Consider the following 16,081-nt stretch of genomic DNA (forward strand, 5'->3'; position numbering starts at 1 on the left):
AGGTGTTACGGGGTCACTCTCGGGGAGGATTCAGGGACCTCCCGGAGAACACTCAGGGTCGCGCGAGATGATCGGCGGCCGAACGGAATCGCCCGCCGCGGATGTTCAGCAACCGCTCGGTATCCGCGGCGACGAGGGCGCCGTCACCGGCCGGATCGATGCCCGCGCGCAGCATGGCGCAGGCCCAGCGCAACGGTCGCAGCTCGAATTCCGCGCATTGCGAATCGACCTCGGCGGCCAGCGCGCGGGCACGCTCGAGATCGCCGGCGACGGTCGACGCGGCGGCCACCAGTAGCCGCGATTTCACCCGATGGCGCTGCGAGGGCGCGCGTTCGGCCAGCGCCAGCGCCGCTTCGGCGTGGGCGAGCGCGGGATCGGAATGCGCGCGTTCGCAATCGGCGAGCGCGCCGGGCGGAGGCGCGGCGATCAAGCCGGATCCCGGTGCCGACAGCGCGGTTTCGGCACTCACCCAGTGCAGCCGGACCCGCTGACGCCACGCCGTGTCCGGATCGGGGAGATGAATTTCCAGGTGCGTACGGCAACGTTCGAGCAGCCGGGCGGCAAGGGCCGGGCGCGCGGTGCCCAGCGCGTCCGCGGCCAAGCCCGTCAACGCGTCGCAAACCGCTTCGGCACGAGCCGCTTCCGAGTCCGGGGTGCCGGGGGTGCGGACCGGGCCGGGCAGCACCAGAGCGGCGGCGCGGCCATCGGAGACAGCGGCGTAGCTGTGCCACCCGAGTTGGCGCAGCAGGGAGCCCTCGGTGCTGTGGGTGAGGGAGCGCAGCACCGGATCGGTGGTGGCGCGGCGGGCGCGGCGGAGTTCGGCGCGGGCCGCGGCGTAGTGCCCGGCGCCGCCGAGAGCGACGGCGCGCAGCCAGGATTCGGTGGCGTCGGCGGGGACGGGCAATCCGGTGGCAGCTCGCTCGGGGGTGGCGCCGAAGGCGGTGGCGGCGAGCACGGAGTTCACTTCGGGCACAGGCACCGCCGCACTGTAACCAGTGCCGCCGCCCGGCTTTGCGGGCGCCATAGCACGAATCCTCAGCTACCTGTCAGCATTCACAAGCGGCTTTGTGTTTCCACTCGGTAAATCTGTCCTCGCTATCGGCTAGCACGCCCGTAAGAAATTCGTATGGCGTTTCGCGCTATTAACCTACCGGCCTCGGGGTGGCCATCTGCACCCTACTCAGAGCGGAGAGCGCAATGCTCGAGATCACTCGGGTCGACTGCGGCGCATAGCCGGTATTGCTCGGATTCGAGTGCGAAAAGCAAGTTCTACCAGGCATTTTCGCTAGTCGGATGGGCTATCAGTGCGATCCCCCGCTCCTGGGCAACCGATCAGTATCACCACAGTGAGGCCACTTTGTAAATAGAGGGGATGTTAATTCTCTAATGTCCTGGTATTTGGATCGCAGAGGGACAAACTATTGACTCGATTTCGTTCCCCGACCTAACGTACGACATCGCCGACGTTGGTGCCGTGCGAAATTGCGGCATCGGCGGAGTGCGATCGCCGGGCACCGGCGATGCGGCCCACTGTTAGCCACAAGCACCGCTCGACAATGCCGACGAGCTCGCACCATAAGGAGTTCACATGCCTATGCCGACCCACCTCCCTGGTCCGAACGCCGATGTCTGGGATTGGCAGATGCGTGGTTCCTGCCGGGGTCAAGACTCTTCGGTCTTCTTCCACCCGGACGGCGAACGCGGCCGCGCCCGTTCGCAGCGCGAGATGCGCGCCAAGGAAGTCTGCCGGGCCTGCCCCGTGCTCCTACAGTGCCGTTCGCACGCCCTGAAGGTCAGCGAGCCCTACGGAATCTGGGGCGGCATGTCCGAGACCGAGCGCGAGATGCACGCCCGCCGCAACCGCCGCCGGGTAGTCGCGTAGCCGGCGACCTGTGACGGTTGTGCACCATCGGGGCGATCGGGGCGCAGGGTGCCGTTCCCGCTGAACACAGCGGTGTGATTTGCAATTTCCTCCCATCCGTGCGCCCCGGCGCGCCGAATGTCTAGCAAACAACCGGCCACTGCGGGGCAGCGATTGGTTGTGCCCGGCCAACCCTGCGCGCATCGGCGTGTCTCTCGAATCGCAAATAGGGCGAGTCGGTACAAAACGGAAAAACTTTGTGCGACAGTCGTTTTGCCGATACCCCCCACCGAGAGGAGGTCATAGCGGCACGCTACCCTCGTGGCCGATGACACAGAATGGAGCGTTGTGACAACGCGGCCGCCGGCCGCAGAGGGCGACTCGTTCCAGAGTTCGAGGAACGAGCGGGTGGCGACGCCCGACTCTGCGATCACGGCACGCGCAGCCGAAAGCCTCGAACTCGCCGCACTTCTCGAACGCTGCGGGCAGTCGGATCAGCAGGCGTTCGCCGAGCTGTACGACCGCACCAGCGCCCGAGTGTTCGGCCTGGTCCTACGGGTCCTGCACGATCCCGGCTACGCGGAGGAGACGACCCAGGAGGTCTATCTCCAGCTCTGGCGTACCGCGGCCAACTTCGACCCGGCCAAGGGCTCCGCGGTCACCTGGCTGATGACGCTGGCTCATCGCCGCGCGGTGGATCGCGTGCGCGCCGAACAGGCCCATGCCTTGCGCGAAGTCGCCTACGGCACCAGCACTCTCGGTAACGAATTCGATGAAGTCACCGAAGAAGTTGGTCGACGGCTGGAACAGCAGGCGGTCCGGGCCGGTTTGGCCACCCTGACGGAGACGCAGCGGGAAGCGATCTCGCTCGCCTACTTCGGTGGCCGGACGTATGCCGAGGTAGCGGCGTATTTGGGCGTAGGATTACCGACCGTTAAGTCCCGTATTCGGGACGGACTGACACGACTCAAGAAAAGTTTGGGAGTGACGTGAGATGAACGAAAGCCAGATCGATCTCGCGGCCGCTGTCGCGCTCGGATCGATCGGCGACGAAGATCAGCGCGCAGTGGCGGAGTTGCTCGACACCGATGACCCGATACTGCGCGCCGACTTCACCCAGGAAGTGCAGCAGACCCGAGAAGTCCTCGCCCAGTTAGCTTCGACGGTGGCCACCGCGCCACCGCCCGCCCTTCGCGACCGCCTCCTCGCCGCCATCGCCACCGACCCGGCGCCGCCGACCGCGATCCACCACTCTCCCAACGGTTTCCGTCCAGGAAACGGCCGCAGCACCCACTCGCTCCGAGACTGACCCTTTCCCGTACACCCAGTTTCGGTCGCCCGCCCGGTTCTTTCCACGCCCGAAATCCGATGGTGTCCACTGCTAGGTTTGCAGTGAGACACATCGGTTCGGGGGAAATCTGTCATGACACTGCGGGCGCTGAGCGAATTCGTCGCGGCCGAAACCGATCCGGCGGAGATCGCGTCGTTCACCGGCGGGCACGGCATCCTGTTGCCCCCGGACGTGCGAGCCGAGATCACGCGGGTCCAATCCGGTAGCACGCTCGCGGAGCTCACCGCCGGCGTCGTCTCGCTCCGCAATCTGATGCCGGGCGGGGATCTGTTCCACACCGCGCTGCTGGCACTGCTGTGCGGCACCATGGTCGAGAACGGGGCGGATCCGGGGGCCGCCATCGATGCCACGCTGCAATTGCTGCTGCGGCTACTGGAGGCGCTCTCCGAGGACCCGGACGAAACCACCCGGGCGGCGGCGCAATTGGCGATTCCGGCGGCCATGACCATGCTGTGCCGGTCCAAGGAGACACGCAAACGCTGGCGGGCGCGGCCGGACGTGCTGGAGCTGCTGGACGATCTCGAGGACAGCGAACTGGTGCCGTCCTTCCTGCGCGAGGTCTTCACGCTGCACGACGATCTGGATCTGCTGGTGCTGGATCGAAAGAATCGGCGCGCCTTCGAATTCCGGCTGACGGCGGTGCGGGACCGGCTTTACCACTGCTATGCGCTGTTGCAGGATGCGCTGCTGCGGCATACGGGGCCCGGATATCTGGATGCCGAGCCGGTGGATCCGCTCGCGGTGCGGTACGCGCGCAATCACGCTCTGACACCGGCCGATTACGCGGCCTCGGCGCATCTGCTGGATTATCAGCGCTTCAATTTCGCCCCGCCGGGATTCATGTTCATGCCGGGCTCGGCATCGCCGTCGGAGTTGCCGTTGCTGGAGGGTATGGCGCTATTGCTGGTGGAGCCCAAGGGCATGCACACGCAGTGGCGGCCGTCGAACATGTATCCCGTGGTGCACGAAGCCCTCGAGGCCGGGTGCGAGTTGGTGCGCGAGCACGATCGTGAGCACACCGAGCGGCTGCTGGGCCGCCTCGGAATCTGAATCGACGGGCGAACCGGCACCGTCCGCCGTCTCCCCCGATGACAAAGCCCCCGAACGGTTACCCGTCCGGGGGCTTGCCCGTTACCCGCGTCAGCGGAGCCGCAGGCTAGTGCGAGTGCCCGTGGTGGCTGTGCTCCGGCTCCTCGGCCGGCTTCTCCACGATGGCCGACTCGGTGGTCAGCACCATGCGCGCCACCGAGATGGCGTTCTCGACCGCGGAACGGGTCACCTTGACCGGGTCGATGACGCCCTCGGAGACCAGATCGCCGTAGGTCAGGGTGGCCGCGTTGAAGCCGTCCTTGCCCTCGGTGACCTTGGCGACCACGACCGCGCCGTCGACGCCGGCATTGCTGGCGATCCAGTACAGCGGGGACAGCAGCGCGTTGCGCACGACCTCGACGCCGACCGCCTCGTCACCGGTCAGCGAGTCGCGCAGCTCCACCAGGGTGGCGGCGGCCTGCACCAGAGCGGTGCCGCCACCGGGGACGATGCCCTCGGCGACCGCGGCCTTGGCGGAGGAGACCGCGTCCTCGACCCGGTACTTGCGCTCCTTGAGCTCGGTCTCGGTGGCCGCGCCGACCTTGATCACCGCGACGCCGCCGGCCAGCTTGGCCAGCCGCTCTTCCAGCTTCTCGCGGTCCCAGTCGGAGTCGGTGTTCTCGATCTCCTTGCGCAGCTGGGAAACCCGCGCGTCGATGGCGTCCTGGGTGCCCGCACCCTCGACGATGGTGGTGTCGTCCTTGGTGACGACGATGCGACGGGCCTTGCCCAGCACGTCCACGCCCGCCTCGCGCAGCGTGATGCCCAGGTCCGGGTTGACCACGGTGCCGCCGGTGACGATGGCCAGGTCGTCCAGGAACGCCTTGCGGCGGTCACCGAAGAACGGGGCCTTGACCGCGACGACCTTGAGGGTCTTGCGGATCGCGTTGACCACCAGGGTGGAGAGCGCCTCGCCCTCGATGTCCTCGGCGATGATGACGACCGGCTTGCCGGACTCGGCGATCTTCTCCAGCAGCGGCAGCAGATCGGGCAGCGAGCTGATCTTGTCGCGGTTCAGCAGGATCCAGGCGTCCTCGAAGACGGCCTGCATGGTCTCCGCGTCGGTGACGAAGTACGGGGACAGGTAGCCCTTGTCGAACTGGACGCCCTCGGTGATGGCGACCTCGGTCTGGAGGCCCGAGGACTCCTCGATGGTGACGACGCCGTCCTTGCCGACCTTGGTGAGCGCCTCGGCGACCAGGTTGCCGATCTCCTCGTCACGCGAGGAGACGGTGGCGACCTGCGCGATGGACTTCTCGCCGGTGACCGGGGTGGCGGCGGCGTGCAGGGCGGCGGCGACGGCCTCGGCGGCCTTCTGCATACCCTTGCCCAGCACCATCGGGTTGGCGCCGGCGGCGATGTTCTTGAGGCCGCCCTTGATCAGCGCCTGCGCCAGCACGGTGGCGGTGGTGGTGCCGTCACCGGCGACGTCGTTGGTCTTGGTGGCGACGGACTTGACCAGCTGCGCGCCCAGGTTCTCGAACGGGTCCTCGAGATCGATGTCGCGGGCGATGGTCACGCCGTCGTTGGTGACGGTCGGGCCGCCGAAGGCCTTGGCCAGCACCACGTGCCGGCCGCGCGGGCCGAGGGTGACCTTGACGGCGTCGGCGAGCTTGTCGACGCCGCGCTCCATAGCCCGGCGAGCCTTCTCGTCGAACTCGATCTGCTTTGCCATGTGTTATCTACTCCTGAAATGAGTTGGGGGAGAACGCACTCCGCCCCGGGCCGGAACTGCTCTAGCAGCGACGACGCCGGGGCGAAAGTTGGTCGTTCCCTACTTGGTGACGACGGCCAGCAGGTCGCGCGCCGACAGGATCAGGTACTCGCCGCCGTTGTACTTGATCTCGGTGCCGCCGTACTTGCTGTAGATGACGACGTCGCCTTCCTTGACATCCAGCGGGATGCGCTTCTCGCCGTCTTCGTCCCAGCGGCCGGGGCCGACGGCGATGACGGTGCCCTCCTGGGGCTTCTCCTTCGCCGTGTCGGGGATGACCAGGCCGGAGGCAGTCGTCGTCTCGGCCTCGTTGGCCTGGACGAGGATCTTGTCCTCGAGCGGCTTGATGTTCACGCTCGCCACAGTGAGCCCTCCACTTTCAGGGGATTCTTCTCGTCCGAGGCGGGTTGCCTCGGACTCACGGTTTCGGTCTTGTCCGACTCTGTGCATTGCGCCCCGTCGTCGCGGGTGCCGGGACCCCTGCCCAGAAGTCTTGCGCTGGCAGCTGAGCACAAAACCAGTGCCGACTAGCACTCTATACACGTGAGTGCCAGCGCTCAAGGGCGGGCTCTGCTACCGCGACTGTACTTACAGATGCAATGCCGCAGGACAACCGTGCAATCCCGCTGGACAACGCGACTCGCCGAGTGAGCGGGCAGGGATTCTGAGGGCTTCCAAAGAAATCCGAAAATCTGTAACGTTCGGATAACGGATTGTGACACTATTGACGGCGGTCGCGCGGCTGGCCCGATCAGGCCCCGTCACGCACACCGCCGAGAGTTACATAATCGCTTCACCCCGCTAACTGTGCGGCATCGTCCGTGCAGGCATGAGACGAGAGCAAGACCGCAGTTGATCGCCGGCTGGTCCCGACGCCCCATCGGACAAGGGTCCGGCTTGATCCGTAGCTCGGAGTCGTCCGTTACCCGCAGGACGCCTCCGCAGTCCGTTCGAGATGGTCGGTTACACCGGGACCATCCGCTCGAAGGGAGGTGAACATGCGAACATCCCTCGGCATATCCGCCGGGAGCGAGGTGGTGTGCTCGGCAACCGTCGCCACCGCGCCCAACGGCGCCCAGAACTTCGACTACCGCGTCGTCACCGCCGACACCGCCCACTCCGATCTCGGAGACCTGGTGGCGTCCTCGATCGAGTTGATGACCAACCAGATCCCGCGCGAGACCGTGCACCCGGTCGGCGCCCACCCGATCGCCCGCAACGGCGCGCATGCCGATCCCGAACCGAGTCCGCCCGGCGAGATCGCGGTCGCCTACCGGGACCGGGAACAGGCCCAGATCATCCGCTCCGCCATCGGCCGCCAGCGCCACAATGTGAAGCTCATCCCGGAAAGCACCGCCGCCCTGGCGTTTCTGCGCCACACGGGCCTGCTGGACCGCTACGAGACGGTCGCCATCATCGACCTCGGGGCCACCGGCGCCACCGTCACCGTGGCCGACCACGCCGACGACACCGTGCTGCGCTCCGAGCGCACCACCGTGGTCAGCGGCAACGCCATGGACGAGCTGATCCTGCAACACCTGCTGGACTGCCATCTGGCCCGCCGCGGCACCCGGCCCAATCGCGGCATGCTGCTCAACCGCAGCCGCGCCGCCAAGGAGCACCTGTCCATCGCGCCGGCGGTGACCATCGACCATGTGGCCGGGCAGCCGCTCAAGCTCACCCGCGTCGACTTCGACGAGCTCGTCGCCGACCTGCTACGCGAGCTGGCGGTATTCGCCCGCGGGGCGTTCGCGCGGGCCCCGAAGTTCCCGGAGGCGGTCGCGGTGCTCGGCGGCGGGGCGAACACCCCGGCCGTGGTGGAGAGCCTCGAAAAGCAGCTCGACGTACCGGTTTTCACCGTGCCCGAACCGGAATCGGCCATCGCCAAGGGCGCGGCGCTGGTCGCGGACACCACCACACCGGCCGCCTTCCAGGTGATCAGCCTGGGTTCGGACGCGCCCGTCGGCACCTTCACCAAATTGGCCGGCACGCTCGCCGGCGCCATCGTGGTGGTGGGGCTGATCATCGGATACGGGGTGAAGGAGCTGGTCCCCGAACCGCAGGGCACCAACTACTCGCCCACCACCACCGGGGTGTCGGTGCCGGTGAATCCCAGCGCGCCGACCACCGCGCCCGCGCCCGCGACCACCACGGCCGGGCAGAGTCGCGGGACCGTCAAGAACTCCATCCCGGCCCCCACGCCCACCGCCGGGCAGTCGGGGCTCCCCAGCGGTAGCCAGACGCCCGCCACGACCGTCCAGCAGCCACCGCTGCGGCCGGATCCCGATCTCCCGCAGATTCCCTTCCCCGCGGACCTGCCGCGCATTCTGGGGCCGCTGCTGGGCACGCCGCTGCCGACCACCACCGAGAGCGGCACCACGGGGTCGCACGCGACGAGCACCACCGGATCGACGACGCCGAGCACCACCGGCCGCGCCAATACCGGCTCCGGCGCCGGCGGCACCACCACCCTGGTGCGCCCGACCGACTAGTCCACCCATCTCTCATCGCGACCGCGGACAGATCCCCGGTCGCGGTCGCATGTCAGGGGGGCTCACATACCCGGACCGGATCGCGCGAGCTGTGCCAAAGTCGAATCATGGACGACTTCTACGGCAGCAGGGTTGATGCGCTCGAGGAGATCTGGGCGGTGTGGGGCGAGCTCGGGGCGGGGCTCGACGAACAGCAGTGGCGGGCGGAAAGTCGTTGCCCGGGCTGGGATGTGGCCGCGATCTTCGCGCACCATTCGCTCATGCCGGTCGCGTTCGACACCCCGGCGGAGCTGCCCGGGCCCGGCAGCATCGACCGGGTGTGCACGGCGGCCGAGGCGCTGCGCGGATTCAACGAACCGGACGGGCTGGCCCATACCCTCGCCGATACCGTCGCGGATCAGGCTGCGGCGGAATCGGTTTCGTGTACGCCGGACGAGCTGACCGATCGATTCCGGGTGCGCGGGGCGAACGCGGTGCGGAAATTGCGGTCCGCGCCGCCGGAAGTGGTCGCACCGTGGGGTTCGACCGGGCGAATGATCACGCTGGCCGAAGGGGTACGGATCGTCCTGCTGGAGGCCACGATTCACCTCCTGGACGTATTGCGCGCACTCGAACTGCCGCCGGAGCTGGTGCCCGCCACGGCCCTCGCGGAGACGGCCGCGCTGCTCGCCGAGCTGCCGCCGCCCGTCGACTTCATCGAAGCGGCAGCTGGGCGGAGCACCGCCTCACCGTTCCCGATCCTGCGCTAGCTCCTCGTCATCCCGGCATGCCTTTAGCCGGGATCCAAAGCGAACCGTGTGGATTCCAGCCAAAAGCACGCTGGAATGACGGGGCGGCGGGCTCAGATACGGCTGACCGAGACCGGGAGGCCGGGATCGGTGGCGACCGTGAGTTCGGAAGGCGGTGCGCCACCGGCGATCACGTGCGCGCCGAGGGTGGCGATCATGACGCCGTTATCGGTGCACAGGCGCGGCTTGGGCACGCGCAGGGTGATACCCGCTGCGGCGCAACGCTCTTCGGCCATCGAGCGGATGCGGGAGTTGGCGGTCGCGCCGCCGCCCAGCACCAGGGTGTCCACGCCCACATCCTGTGCGGCCCGGACGGCTTTCATGGTGAGCACATCGGCGACCGACTCCTGAAAGGAAGCGGCGATATCCGGAATCGGCAGCTCCCGGCCTTCCCGCTGGGCGGCTTCGACATAGCGGGCCACCGCGGTCTTCAAACCGGAGAAGGAGAAGTCGTAGCGCGGGTCACGGGGGCCGGTCATACCGCGCGGGAAATTGATTGCCGCCGGATCACCTTCGGCCGCAATGGAATCCAGCACCGGACCGCCCGGATAACCGAGCCCGAGCAGCCGCGCCACCTTGTCGAACGCTTCACCGGCGGCGTCATCGACGGTGCTGCCCAACTCGGTGATGGGCTGGGCCAGATCGGTGACCTGCAACAGATGGGTGTGCCCGCCCGAGACCAGCAGCGCGACCGCCGGCGGCATCGGGCCGTGCTCGAGGGTGTCGACGGCGACGTGCCCGCCGAGATGGTTCAGCGCGTAGAACGGGATATCCCACGCCGCCGCATACGCTTTCGCGGCGGCCACACCGACCAGCAGCGCACCGGCCAGACCCGGGCCGATGGTGACGGCGAGCGCGTCCGGCCTGCTGATACCCGCCGCCGCCAGCGCCCGGCGCATGGCCGGCACGATGGCCTCGAGGTGCGCGCGCGAAGCGATCTCCGGCACCACACCGCCGAAACGCGCATGCTGATCCACGCTGGAGGCGACCTCGTCGGCCAGCAGCTCACAGCTGCCGTCCGGCAGCCGCCGCACGATGCCGACTCCCGTTTCGTCGCAGGAGCTTTCGATACCCATGACGATCACGACAAGACCTCCGTCGTCCCCATCGAAGATCCGTTGACGTCCTGCGGGAACCCGGCCACCGCGGGCTTACGCATGGTGTAGGCGTCGGCGCCGCTGGGCTGGTAGTAGTTCTTGCGCAATCCGATGATGTGGAAGCCGTGCTTCTCGTACAGCGCGATCGCGGGCGCGTTGTCGGTGCGGACCTCCAGGAACACCGGGCCGCCGCGCTTACCGGCCTCGGCCAGCAGCGCCTGCAACAACAGCGTGCCGATACCGCCGCGATGCAACTCCGGATCCACGCCGATGGTGTGGATCTCGGCCTCCGGATGCTCCGGATCGCCGAGCAGCGCGATACCCGCGTAGCCGAGCATGCGGTTGTCCTCGTCGCGGGCGGTGATGTAACGATTGTGCGGTCCGGCCAGCTCCGACAGGAACGAAACCTCGTGCCAGGGATCGTCTTCCGGGAAAAGCACCTGTTCGAGCTGCGCGCAGCGGGTCACGTCGGACGGCCGCATCGGTGCGATGCGGAGGGTCATCGGCCCACCTGCGCGTAACTCTTCTCGACGGCGTCCGGGCGGCGCAGATACAGCGGCACGAGCGGCTCCGGCGGGGTTCCGGCCAGCAGAGCGCGGGCGGCGCAGCGCACCAGCCCGGCCGGAGACGGGGTTTCGACGGGCAGCACCGGCAGATCGAAATAGTCGACGTGCGAGGCGGATCCGGCGATCAGGTTGGCGGTGCCCTGATCCAGGTCGGCGGGCTTGCTCACCTGCGGGCCCTCGACGCGGCCCTCGGCGCGATAGCGCGCCCAGTAGACCTCGCGGCGGCGGGCATCGGTGACGACCAGCAGTTCGACGGGCTCGTCCTGCGCGCGGTCCGCGACGTAGGTCTCGGTGTCGGCGGCGATGGCGTCCAGGCTGCACACGCCGTAAACCGGGACGCCGAGCGCATCGGCGAACGCGGCGGCCGTGGCCATGCCCACCCGCAGACCGGTGAAGGGTCCGGGACCGATCCCGGTGACAACGGCGTCGATCTCCGAACGCGAGCGCCCCGACTCGGCCAGGCAGGCCAGAATCTGCGGGGTCAACACCTCGTTGTGCGCACGAGCATCCACGGTCACTTTCGTGATGACCGTGGTGATTCGAGGAGTCGGCCCGGGTTCCGCCGGTTCCAGTTCCACCAGTCCCGCCGTGACAGCGGGCGTCGCGGTGTCGACAGCCAATATCAACATGATTGGCCCAACAATACTATTCCGCCTCTCCGGGACTTCAGCGCGTGGCTTGGGAGCCGTTGCCTGTTCTGCATGCGGTTCGGCGGTTGGGGGCCGCAACTATTTTGGGCGTCCCCGGGGAGTTACCCCGATTCTTGCGAAATCAGTTGTTGCGTTTCGGGGGAGGGTTGGGAGGTGTGCGTTGGGGTCAGGTGGTGGCGGCTACCCATTCCCATTCGATGGTGCGGATGTCGGATTCGGGTTCGCGGTGGAGTTGGACGCGGAGGTGGCGGTCGGTGAGGTGTTCGGCGACGCCGAGGCCCCATTCGACGACTACTACGGCGTGATCTAGGTCGGTCTCCAGGTCGAGGGCGTCGAGTTCGTCGAGGTCGCCGCCGAGGCGGTAGGCGTCGACGTGTACCAGGCCGACGGCGCCGGGGTGCGGGCCGGGGCGGTGCTGGCGGGCGATGATGAAAGTGGGTGAGCTGACGCGGCCTTCGACGCCCAGGCCGGCGGCGATGCCACGGGTGAGGGCGGTTTTGCCGGCGCCCAGGGGGCCGTCGAGGATGACCAGGTCGCCGGCTTGCAACTGGCCCGCCAGTTCGTGGCCGAGGGCTTCGGTGTCCTCGACCGTTGCCAGCAGGCGGTGGCCGCGTGCGTCGATCATCGAGTGCCTCCGATGTGGGTGCGGGTCGCGCGGCCACGCGGGCCGCACACCACCTCGTAGTTGATGGTGCCGAGCGCCTCGGCCCATTCGTCGGCATGCGGCTGGTGCGGTTCGGCGCCGAACAGGACCGCGTGATCGCCCGCGCGGATGCCGGCCGGATTGTCGCCCAGGTTCACCACCAGCTGATCCATGCAGATCCGGCCGACATTGGGATATCGCTCACCGCCGATCTCCACGGTGATGCGGCCGCTCAGCGGGCGCGGCACCCCGTCGGCGTAGCCCGCGGGAATCAGCGCGACGGTGGTGTCGCGGTCGGCGTGCCAGCGGTGGCCGTAGGAGACGCCCTCGCCGGCGGCGACCTGCTTCACCAGGGCGACCCGGGCCCGGAAGGTCATGGCCGGGCGCAGGCCGAAATCGGATATTTCCGGCATCGGCGACAGGCCGTAGACGGCGATGCCGGGCCGGATCATGTCGTAGGCCAGGTCCGGGCGGGTCAGCGCCGCAGCGGAATTCGACAGGTGCACCAGCTCCGGCGGCAGCCCGTGCGCTTCGGCGGCGGCGATGTACTCCAGGAACCGTTCCCGCTGCATGTCATTGGCGGGATGCTCCGGCTCGTCCGCGTTCGCCAGATGCGAGAAGATCGCCCGCAAGCGCACCGTCTCCTCGCCGACCAACTGCTTGAGCAGCTCGAGCACGCGCGGGAACTCGGTCGCCGAAGTCCCGTTCCGGTTCAGCCCGGTATCCACCTTCAGCGAAACCGTCGCCGTCCGACCCAGCCGCCGCGCCGCCTCGGCCACGGCCTCGAGATGCGCCACCGACGACACCGCGATCTCGATATCGTGCGCGATCGCCCGCCCGAAATCGGCGTCGAAGGTGTTGAGCCAGCACAGCACCGGCGCGGTGATCCCCGCCTCACGCAGCGCCACCGCCTCCGCGATCGTGGTGACACCGAGCTCGCGCGCCCCCGCCGCCAGCGCGGCGCGCCCCACCTCCACGGCTCCGTGGTTGTAACCATCCGACTTCACCGCGACCATGACCGCCGCATCCCCGGCGGCCTCGACCAGAATGCGCACATTGTGGGCGATGGCATCTAGGTCGACGAGCGTCTCCAACTGCGGACCGGGGTTGTTCACAATCCCGATCCTGCCATCTCGGGCGGCGCGATACGGATCACACCCGCGCAGGTGGGGTCGGCGCAAGTGGGACGCCGCGGCCGCCGTCCCCCGGTCACTCGGGTGGCTCGGACGCGAATCCGGTCGCCGGCATAGCCCAGGTTGGAGTCGCGGCCGCGAATCCGGTCGGGCGATTCAACGCCGATTCGGCGCGGGCGGGGCCAGTTCGCGCAGGGTGGCGATGGCGGCGCGGACGTGTGCGAGCAAGGGGGACGCCGAGATCGGGGCCCCGGCGGCGGTGTCGGCGTGGGCGGCGAGGTTGGCGGCGAGGGCGTGCACTCGGGCGGCGGCGGCCGCCGCCCAGGCGGGGTCGCGACCGGCTGCCAGCAGCGCGCCGATGATTCCGGACAGCACATCTCCGGATCCGGCGGTGGCTGCCCAGGACCCGCCCGCCTCGTTCACCAGCACCGGCCGGCCGGGTGCGGCGACGAGGGTGGCGCGGCCCTTCAAAAGCACGGTCACCTGCCATGATTCGGCCAGCTCGCGGACCGCGCCCACGCGGTCCGGTCCGGGTTCGTGGCCGGTCAGCCGCGCGAATTCACCGGCGTGCGGAGTGAGCACGGTCGGCGCGGAGCGGGTCTTCAGCACGCTCGGATCGGCGGCCAGCAGGGTGAGACCGTCGGCGTCGACCACCACGGGCAGGTCGGTGGCGAGCACTTCCGCCAGCCGGTCCCGAGCCCCGGAATCAGTGCCCGCCCCGGGCCCGAACACCCACGCCTGTACCCGGCCAGACTCCGAAATACTCGGCGCGGCAATCACTTCCGGAAAATGCGCCAGCACCTCCCCCGCTCCCGACCCGGCATACCGAACCATCCCGGAGGTGGCGGCGACCGCGGCCCCGGTACACAACACCGCCGCCCCCGGATAGGTGGCGCTCCCCGCGCAAACTCCGGTCACCCCTTGCGTGTATTTGTCGTCGGCCGCCCCCGGCACCGGCCATCCCGCACCGACCGATTCCGGCTCCAGCGCAGCAAGTTTCGCCTCCGGCAGCCGTAAGCCGATCGGCACCAGCTCGATCCGCCCGCAATACGGTGCCGCCAGCGCGTGCACCGGCTTGTACGCCCCGAACGCCACCGTCACCGCCGCCCGCACCGCGGCCCCCGCCACCGCCCCCGTATCCGGATCCACGCCGCTCGGCAGATCCACCGCGACAATCGGAACCCGCACCGCCGCTACCAGTTCCGCCGCCCGCGGCCGCAACCCGCCCCGCCCCGATATCCCCACGATCCCGTCGATCACCAGATCCGCGCCACCGATCGCCGCCCGAGCAGCAGCATCCGAAACCCCGCCGCTCGGCCCGGCTGCTCCATGCGAATCAGCCGCGTCGGCAATGCCCTCCGCTGTGGACGTGGTGGCGTCGGCCTCGCCGGAACCCGCGCCGGCGGACGTAGCGTCCCGGCATTCGACTACTCGGCCACCGGCGCGGCGCAGTGCGGCCAGGCCCGCGGCGTGTGCTCGCTCGGGAGCGAGGAGGATCGCGTTGACGGCTACGCCGCGGCGGCGGAGGAAGAATCCGGCCCAGAGGGCGTCGCCGCCGTTGTCACCCGAGCCGACCAGCAGGGTTACGGTGCGGCCGGCGATTCCGCCGGTGCGTTCGCGGAGTTCGCGGGCCACGACGTCGGCCAGGCCGAAAGCGGCTCGGCGCATGGGCATTCCGTCGGGGACGCGGGTGAAGAGTTCGGCTTCGGCCGCGCGTACCTCGTCTGCCGTGAAATATCCGCGCACTGTCGGATCGTCTCCTATTCGCGGTCGGCCAGGCGCACCACGAAGCGCAGCCCGGACCAGATGTCGTCGATGGCGATGCCCTTGTTGTCGACCAGCCCGGACGCCAAACCGTATTGCTGGACGATGCTTTCGCTGAGATCGGTGGGAACGCCGCTGGCCTTCTTCGGCCAGGCCAGCCACAGCCCGCCCGCCTGGGTCAGGCGGCCGCGCCAACTCTCGAAACCGCGCACCAGGGCGGCGCGATCGGCGCAGAACCCCACGATCACCTCGTAGTCGCCCCGGCCCGCCCGGCGATGCACCGCGACGCCGTCGGGCAGCGGATCGAGTTCGAAACCGGGTGGCATGTTCGCCAGCAGCACTCGATCCCCCGCCTTGATACCGAGCTTGCGAGGTAGCGGCGTGCCCGAGTAACCGGCCATGCCCGCAACGATATCGGTCGAGACCGTCCAGTGGCTGACGAGGCGCCCGGGAATGCCCGCGAATGGGCCGTTAACCATGGGGGTTACGCTGGCGGCCATGCCGATCCGACGCTATTCGCCCGCGCGTGCCCTGCTCCTGGTAACCGTTTCGGCGGGGGCGCTGGTGGTGGCGGGGTGTGGGTCGGACTCGCCGAAATCGGGGACGGTGTCTGCGACGGCGGCGGCGAGCAGTTCGGCGGCGGTGCCGTCCGGGCCGCGGCCGGCGGCGACCACCACGGTCGCGGTGGACGATATGAGGTTCTCGCCGGCGAATGTGACGGTGAAGGTCGGGGACACGGTGACGTGGAAGTTCTCCGACAAGGCTCCGCACGCGGTACAGGGGATCGGGGATGCGGCGATGGGGATCAACAGTCCGATCACCCGGACCGGCGAGTGGAGTTACACCTTCACCACAGCGGGCACCTTCCGGTATCTGTGCCCGCTGCATCCGGAGATGAAGGGTGTGGTCACGGTCGAGCAGTAGGCCGAATCG

General features: G+C 68.7%; 17 protein-coding genes. 7 read left to right on the forward strand and 10 right to left on the reverse strand.

The genetic code is table 11. The features are described from left to right. Positions 1 to 52: 52 nt before the first annotated feature. The gene (locus NI1_RS12425) at positions 53 to 979 is read right to left on the reverse strand and encodes a hypothetical protein (protein WP_067819302.1); all 927 of its coding nucleotides are present in this window, start codon (positions 977 to 979) and stop codon (positions 53 to 55) included. Positions 980 to 1,588: 609 nt separating this feature from the next. Between NI1_RS12425 and NI1_RS12430 the strand changes: the two genes are divergently transcribed. The 4 genes from NI1_RS12430 to NI1_RS12445 all read left to right on the forward strand — a co-directional run bounded on the left by NI1_RS12430 (position 1,589) and on the right by NI1_RS12445 (position 4,262). Further along, entirely contained in the window at positions 1,589 to 1,882 is a 294-nt protein-coding gene (locus tag NI1_RS12430; RefSeq protein WP_067711670.1) for a WhiB family transcriptional regulator, read from the forward strand. A gap of 387 nt (positions 1,883 to 2,269) precedes the next feature. Next, the gene (locus tag NI1_RS12435) at positions 2,270 to 2,854 is read left to right on the forward strand and encodes a sigma-70 family RNA polymerase sigma factor (RefSeq protein WP_067818832.1); all 585 of its coding nucleotides are present in this window, start codon (positions 2,270 to 2,272) and stop codon (positions 2,852 to 2,854) included. Position 2,855: 1 nt separating this feature from the next. Further along, a complete protein-coding gene (locus tag NI1_RS12440) occupies positions 2,856 to 3,170 on the forward strand; it encodes an RskA family anti-sigma factor (RefSeq protein ID WP_245663185.1) in 315 nt (104 codons plus the stop codon). Positions 3,171 to 3,284: 114 nt separating this feature from the next. Continuing rightward, a complete protein-coding gene (locus NI1_RS12445; RefSeq protein WP_067818835.1) occupies positions 3,285 to 4,262 on the forward strand; it encodes a hypothetical protein in 978 nt (325 codons plus the stop codon). Between the two features lie 106 nt (positions 4,263 to 4,368). Here NI1_RS12445 and groL read toward each other — a convergent pair whose 3' ends face one another. Then, positions 4,369 to 5,976 carry a chaperonin GroEL gene (gene groL, locus NI1_RS12450; protein WP_067818839.1) on the reverse strand — a complete coding sequence of 536 codons (1,608 nt, stop codon included), beginning with the start codon at positions 5,974 to 5,976 and terminating at the stop codon, positions 4,369 to 4,371. 99 nt (positions 5,977 to 6,075) lie between these two features. Continuing rightward, complete coding sequence (gene groES, locus NI1_RS12455; RefSeq protein ID WP_067818842.1) at positions 6,076 to 6,378, reverse strand: co-chaperone GroES; 303 nt, start codon at positions 6,376 to 6,378, stop codon at positions 6,076 to 6,078. A 635-nt stretch (positions 6,379 to 7,013) separates the two neighbouring features. Here groES and NI1_RS12460 point away from each other — a divergent pair. Together NI1_RS12460 and NI1_RS12465 are read left to right on the forward strand one after the other, a co-directional pair. Further along, positions 7,014 to 8,507, forward strand: coding sequence for a DUF7159 family protein (locus tag NI1_RS12460; protein ID WP_157535084.1), 1,494 nt, complete (start codon positions 7,014 to 7,016; stop codon positions 8,505 to 8,507). A gap of 107 nt (positions 8,508 to 8,614) precedes the next feature. Beyond that, positions 8,615 to 9,256, forward strand: coding sequence for a maleylpyruvate isomerase N-terminal domain-containing protein (locus NI1_RS12465; protein WP_067818847.1), 642 nt, complete (start codon positions 8,615 to 8,617; stop codon positions 9,254 to 9,256). 92 nt (positions 9,257 to 9,348) lie between these two features. On the opposite strand, the gene tsaD is transcribed toward NI1_RS12465, so the two are convergent. From tsaD to NI1_RS12500, 7 genes are all read right to left on the reverse strand, one after another. Further along, positions 9,349 to 10,380: a tRNA (adenosine(37)-N6)-threonylcarbamoyltransferase complex transferase subunit TsaD gene (gene tsaD, locus NI1_RS12470; protein ID WP_067818850.1), complete on the reverse strand. Its 1,032-nt coding sequence runs from the start codon at positions 10,378 to 10,380 to the stop codon at positions 9,349 to 9,351. Continuing rightward, positions 10,377 to 10,895: a ribosomal protein S18-alanine N-acetyltransferase gene (rimI, locus tag NI1_RS12475; RefSeq protein ID WP_067818853.1), complete on the reverse strand. Its 519-nt coding sequence runs from the start codon at positions 10,893 to 10,895 to the stop codon at positions 10,377 to 10,379. The genes tsaD and rimI overlap by 4 nt, the downstream gene beginning before the upstream one ends. Further along, positions 10,892 to 11,587, reverse strand: coding sequence for a tRNA (adenosine(37)-N6)-threonylcarbamoyltransferase complex dimerization subunit type 1 TsaB (tsaB, locus tag NI1_RS12480; protein WP_067818856.1), 696 nt, complete (start codon positions 11,585 to 11,587; stop codon positions 10,892 to 10,894). The genes rimI and tsaB overlap by 4 nt, the downstream gene beginning before the upstream one ends. Positions 11,588 to 11,774: 187 nt before the next feature. Beyond that, complete coding sequence (gene tsaE, locus NI1_RS12485; RefSeq protein WP_067818861.1) at positions 11,775 to 12,233, reverse strand: tRNA (adenosine(37)-N6)-threonylcarbamoyltransferase complex ATPase subunit type 1 TsaE; 459 nt, start codon at positions 12,231 to 12,233, stop codon at positions 11,775 to 11,777. Next, positions 12,230 to 13,366 carry an alanine racemase gene (gene alr / locus NI1_RS12490; protein WP_369690133.1) on the reverse strand — a complete coding sequence of 379 codons (1,137 nt, stop codon included), beginning with the start codon at positions 13,364 to 13,366 and terminating at the stop codon, positions 12,230 to 12,232. Before alr ends, tsaE begins: the two co-directional genes overlap by 4 nt. 174 nt (positions 13,367 to 13,540) lie before the next feature. Next, the gene (locus tag NI1_RS12495) at positions 13,541 to 15,130 is read right to left on the reverse strand and encodes an NAD(P)H-hydrate dehydratase (protein ID WP_245663186.1); all 1,590 of its coding nucleotides are present in this window, start codon (positions 15,128 to 15,130) and stop codon (positions 13,541 to 13,543) included. Between the two features lie 14 nt (positions 15,131 to 15,144). After that, positions 15,145 to 15,627, reverse strand: a complete 483-nt coding sequence (locus NI1_RS12500) for a hypothetical protein (RefSeq protein WP_218026740.1) — start codon at positions 15,625 to 15,627, stop codon at positions 15,145 to 15,147. A gap of 19 nt (positions 15,628 to 15,646) precedes the next feature. On the opposite strand from NI1_RS12500, the gene NI1_RS12505 reads away from it, so the two are divergent. Further along, entirely contained in the window at positions 15,647 to 16,072 is a 426-nt protein-coding gene (locus NI1_RS12505; RefSeq protein WP_067818864.1) for a cupredoxin domain-containing protein, read from the forward strand. The last annotated feature ends 9 nt before the right edge of the window (positions 16,073 to 16,081 follow it).

Origin of the sequence: Nocardia inohanensis NBRC 100128 (assembly GCF_001612945.1) — a bacterium.
Classification (GTDB): domain Bacteria; phylum Actinomycetota; class Actinomycetes; order Mycobacteriales; family Mycobacteriaceae; genus Nocardia; species Nocardia inohanensis.

What these genes read in the sequence shown, in the direction of transcription:
- tsaB (WP_067818856.1), bottom strand. Translation starts at nt 11,587, where the DNA reads ATGTTGATATTGGCTGTCGACACCGCGACGCCCGCTGTCACGGCGGGA.
- NI1_RS12465 (WP_067818847.1), top strand. Translation starts at nt 8,615, where the DNA reads ATGGACGACTTCTACGGCAGCAGGGTTGATGCGCTCGAGGAGATCTGG.
- groL (WP_067818839.1), bottom strand. Translation starts at nt 5,976, where the DNA reads ATGGCAAAGCAGATCGAGTTCGACGAGAAGGCTCGCCGGGCTATGGAG.
- rimI (WP_067818853.1), bottom strand. Translation starts at nt 10,895, where the DNA reads ATGACCCTCCGCATCGCACCGATGCGGCCGTCCGACGTGACCCGCTGC.
- NI1_RS12460 (WP_157535084.1), top strand. Translation starts at nt 7,014, where the DNA reads ATGCGAACATCCCTCGGCATATCCGCCGGGAGCGAGGTGGTGTGCTCG.
- NI1_RS12440 (WP_245663185.1), top strand. Translation starts at nt 2,856, where the DNA reads ATGAACGAAAGCCAGATCGATCTCGCGGCCGCTGTCGCGCTCGGATCG.
- NI1_RS12505 (WP_067818864.1), top strand. Translation starts at nt 15,647, where the DNA reads ATGCCGATCCGACGCTATTCGCCCGCGCGTGCCCTGCTCCTGGTAACC.
- tsaE (WP_067818861.1), bottom strand. Translation starts at nt 12,233, where the DNA reads ATGATCGACGCACGCGGCCACCGCCTGCTGGCAACGGTCGAGGACACC.
- NI1_RS12500 (WP_218026740.1), bottom strand. Translation starts at nt 15,627, where the DNA reads ATGGTTAACGGCCCATTCGCGGGCATTCCCGGGCGCCTCGTCAGCCAC.
- NI1_RS12430 (WP_067711670.1), top strand. Translation starts at nt 1,589, where the DNA reads ATGCCTATGCCGACCCACCTCCCTGGTCCGAACGCCGATGTCTGGGAT.
- NI1_RS12445 (WP_067818835.1), top strand. Translation starts at nt 3,285, where the DNA reads ATGACACTGCGGGCGCTGAGCGAATTCGTCGCGGCCGAAACCGATCCG.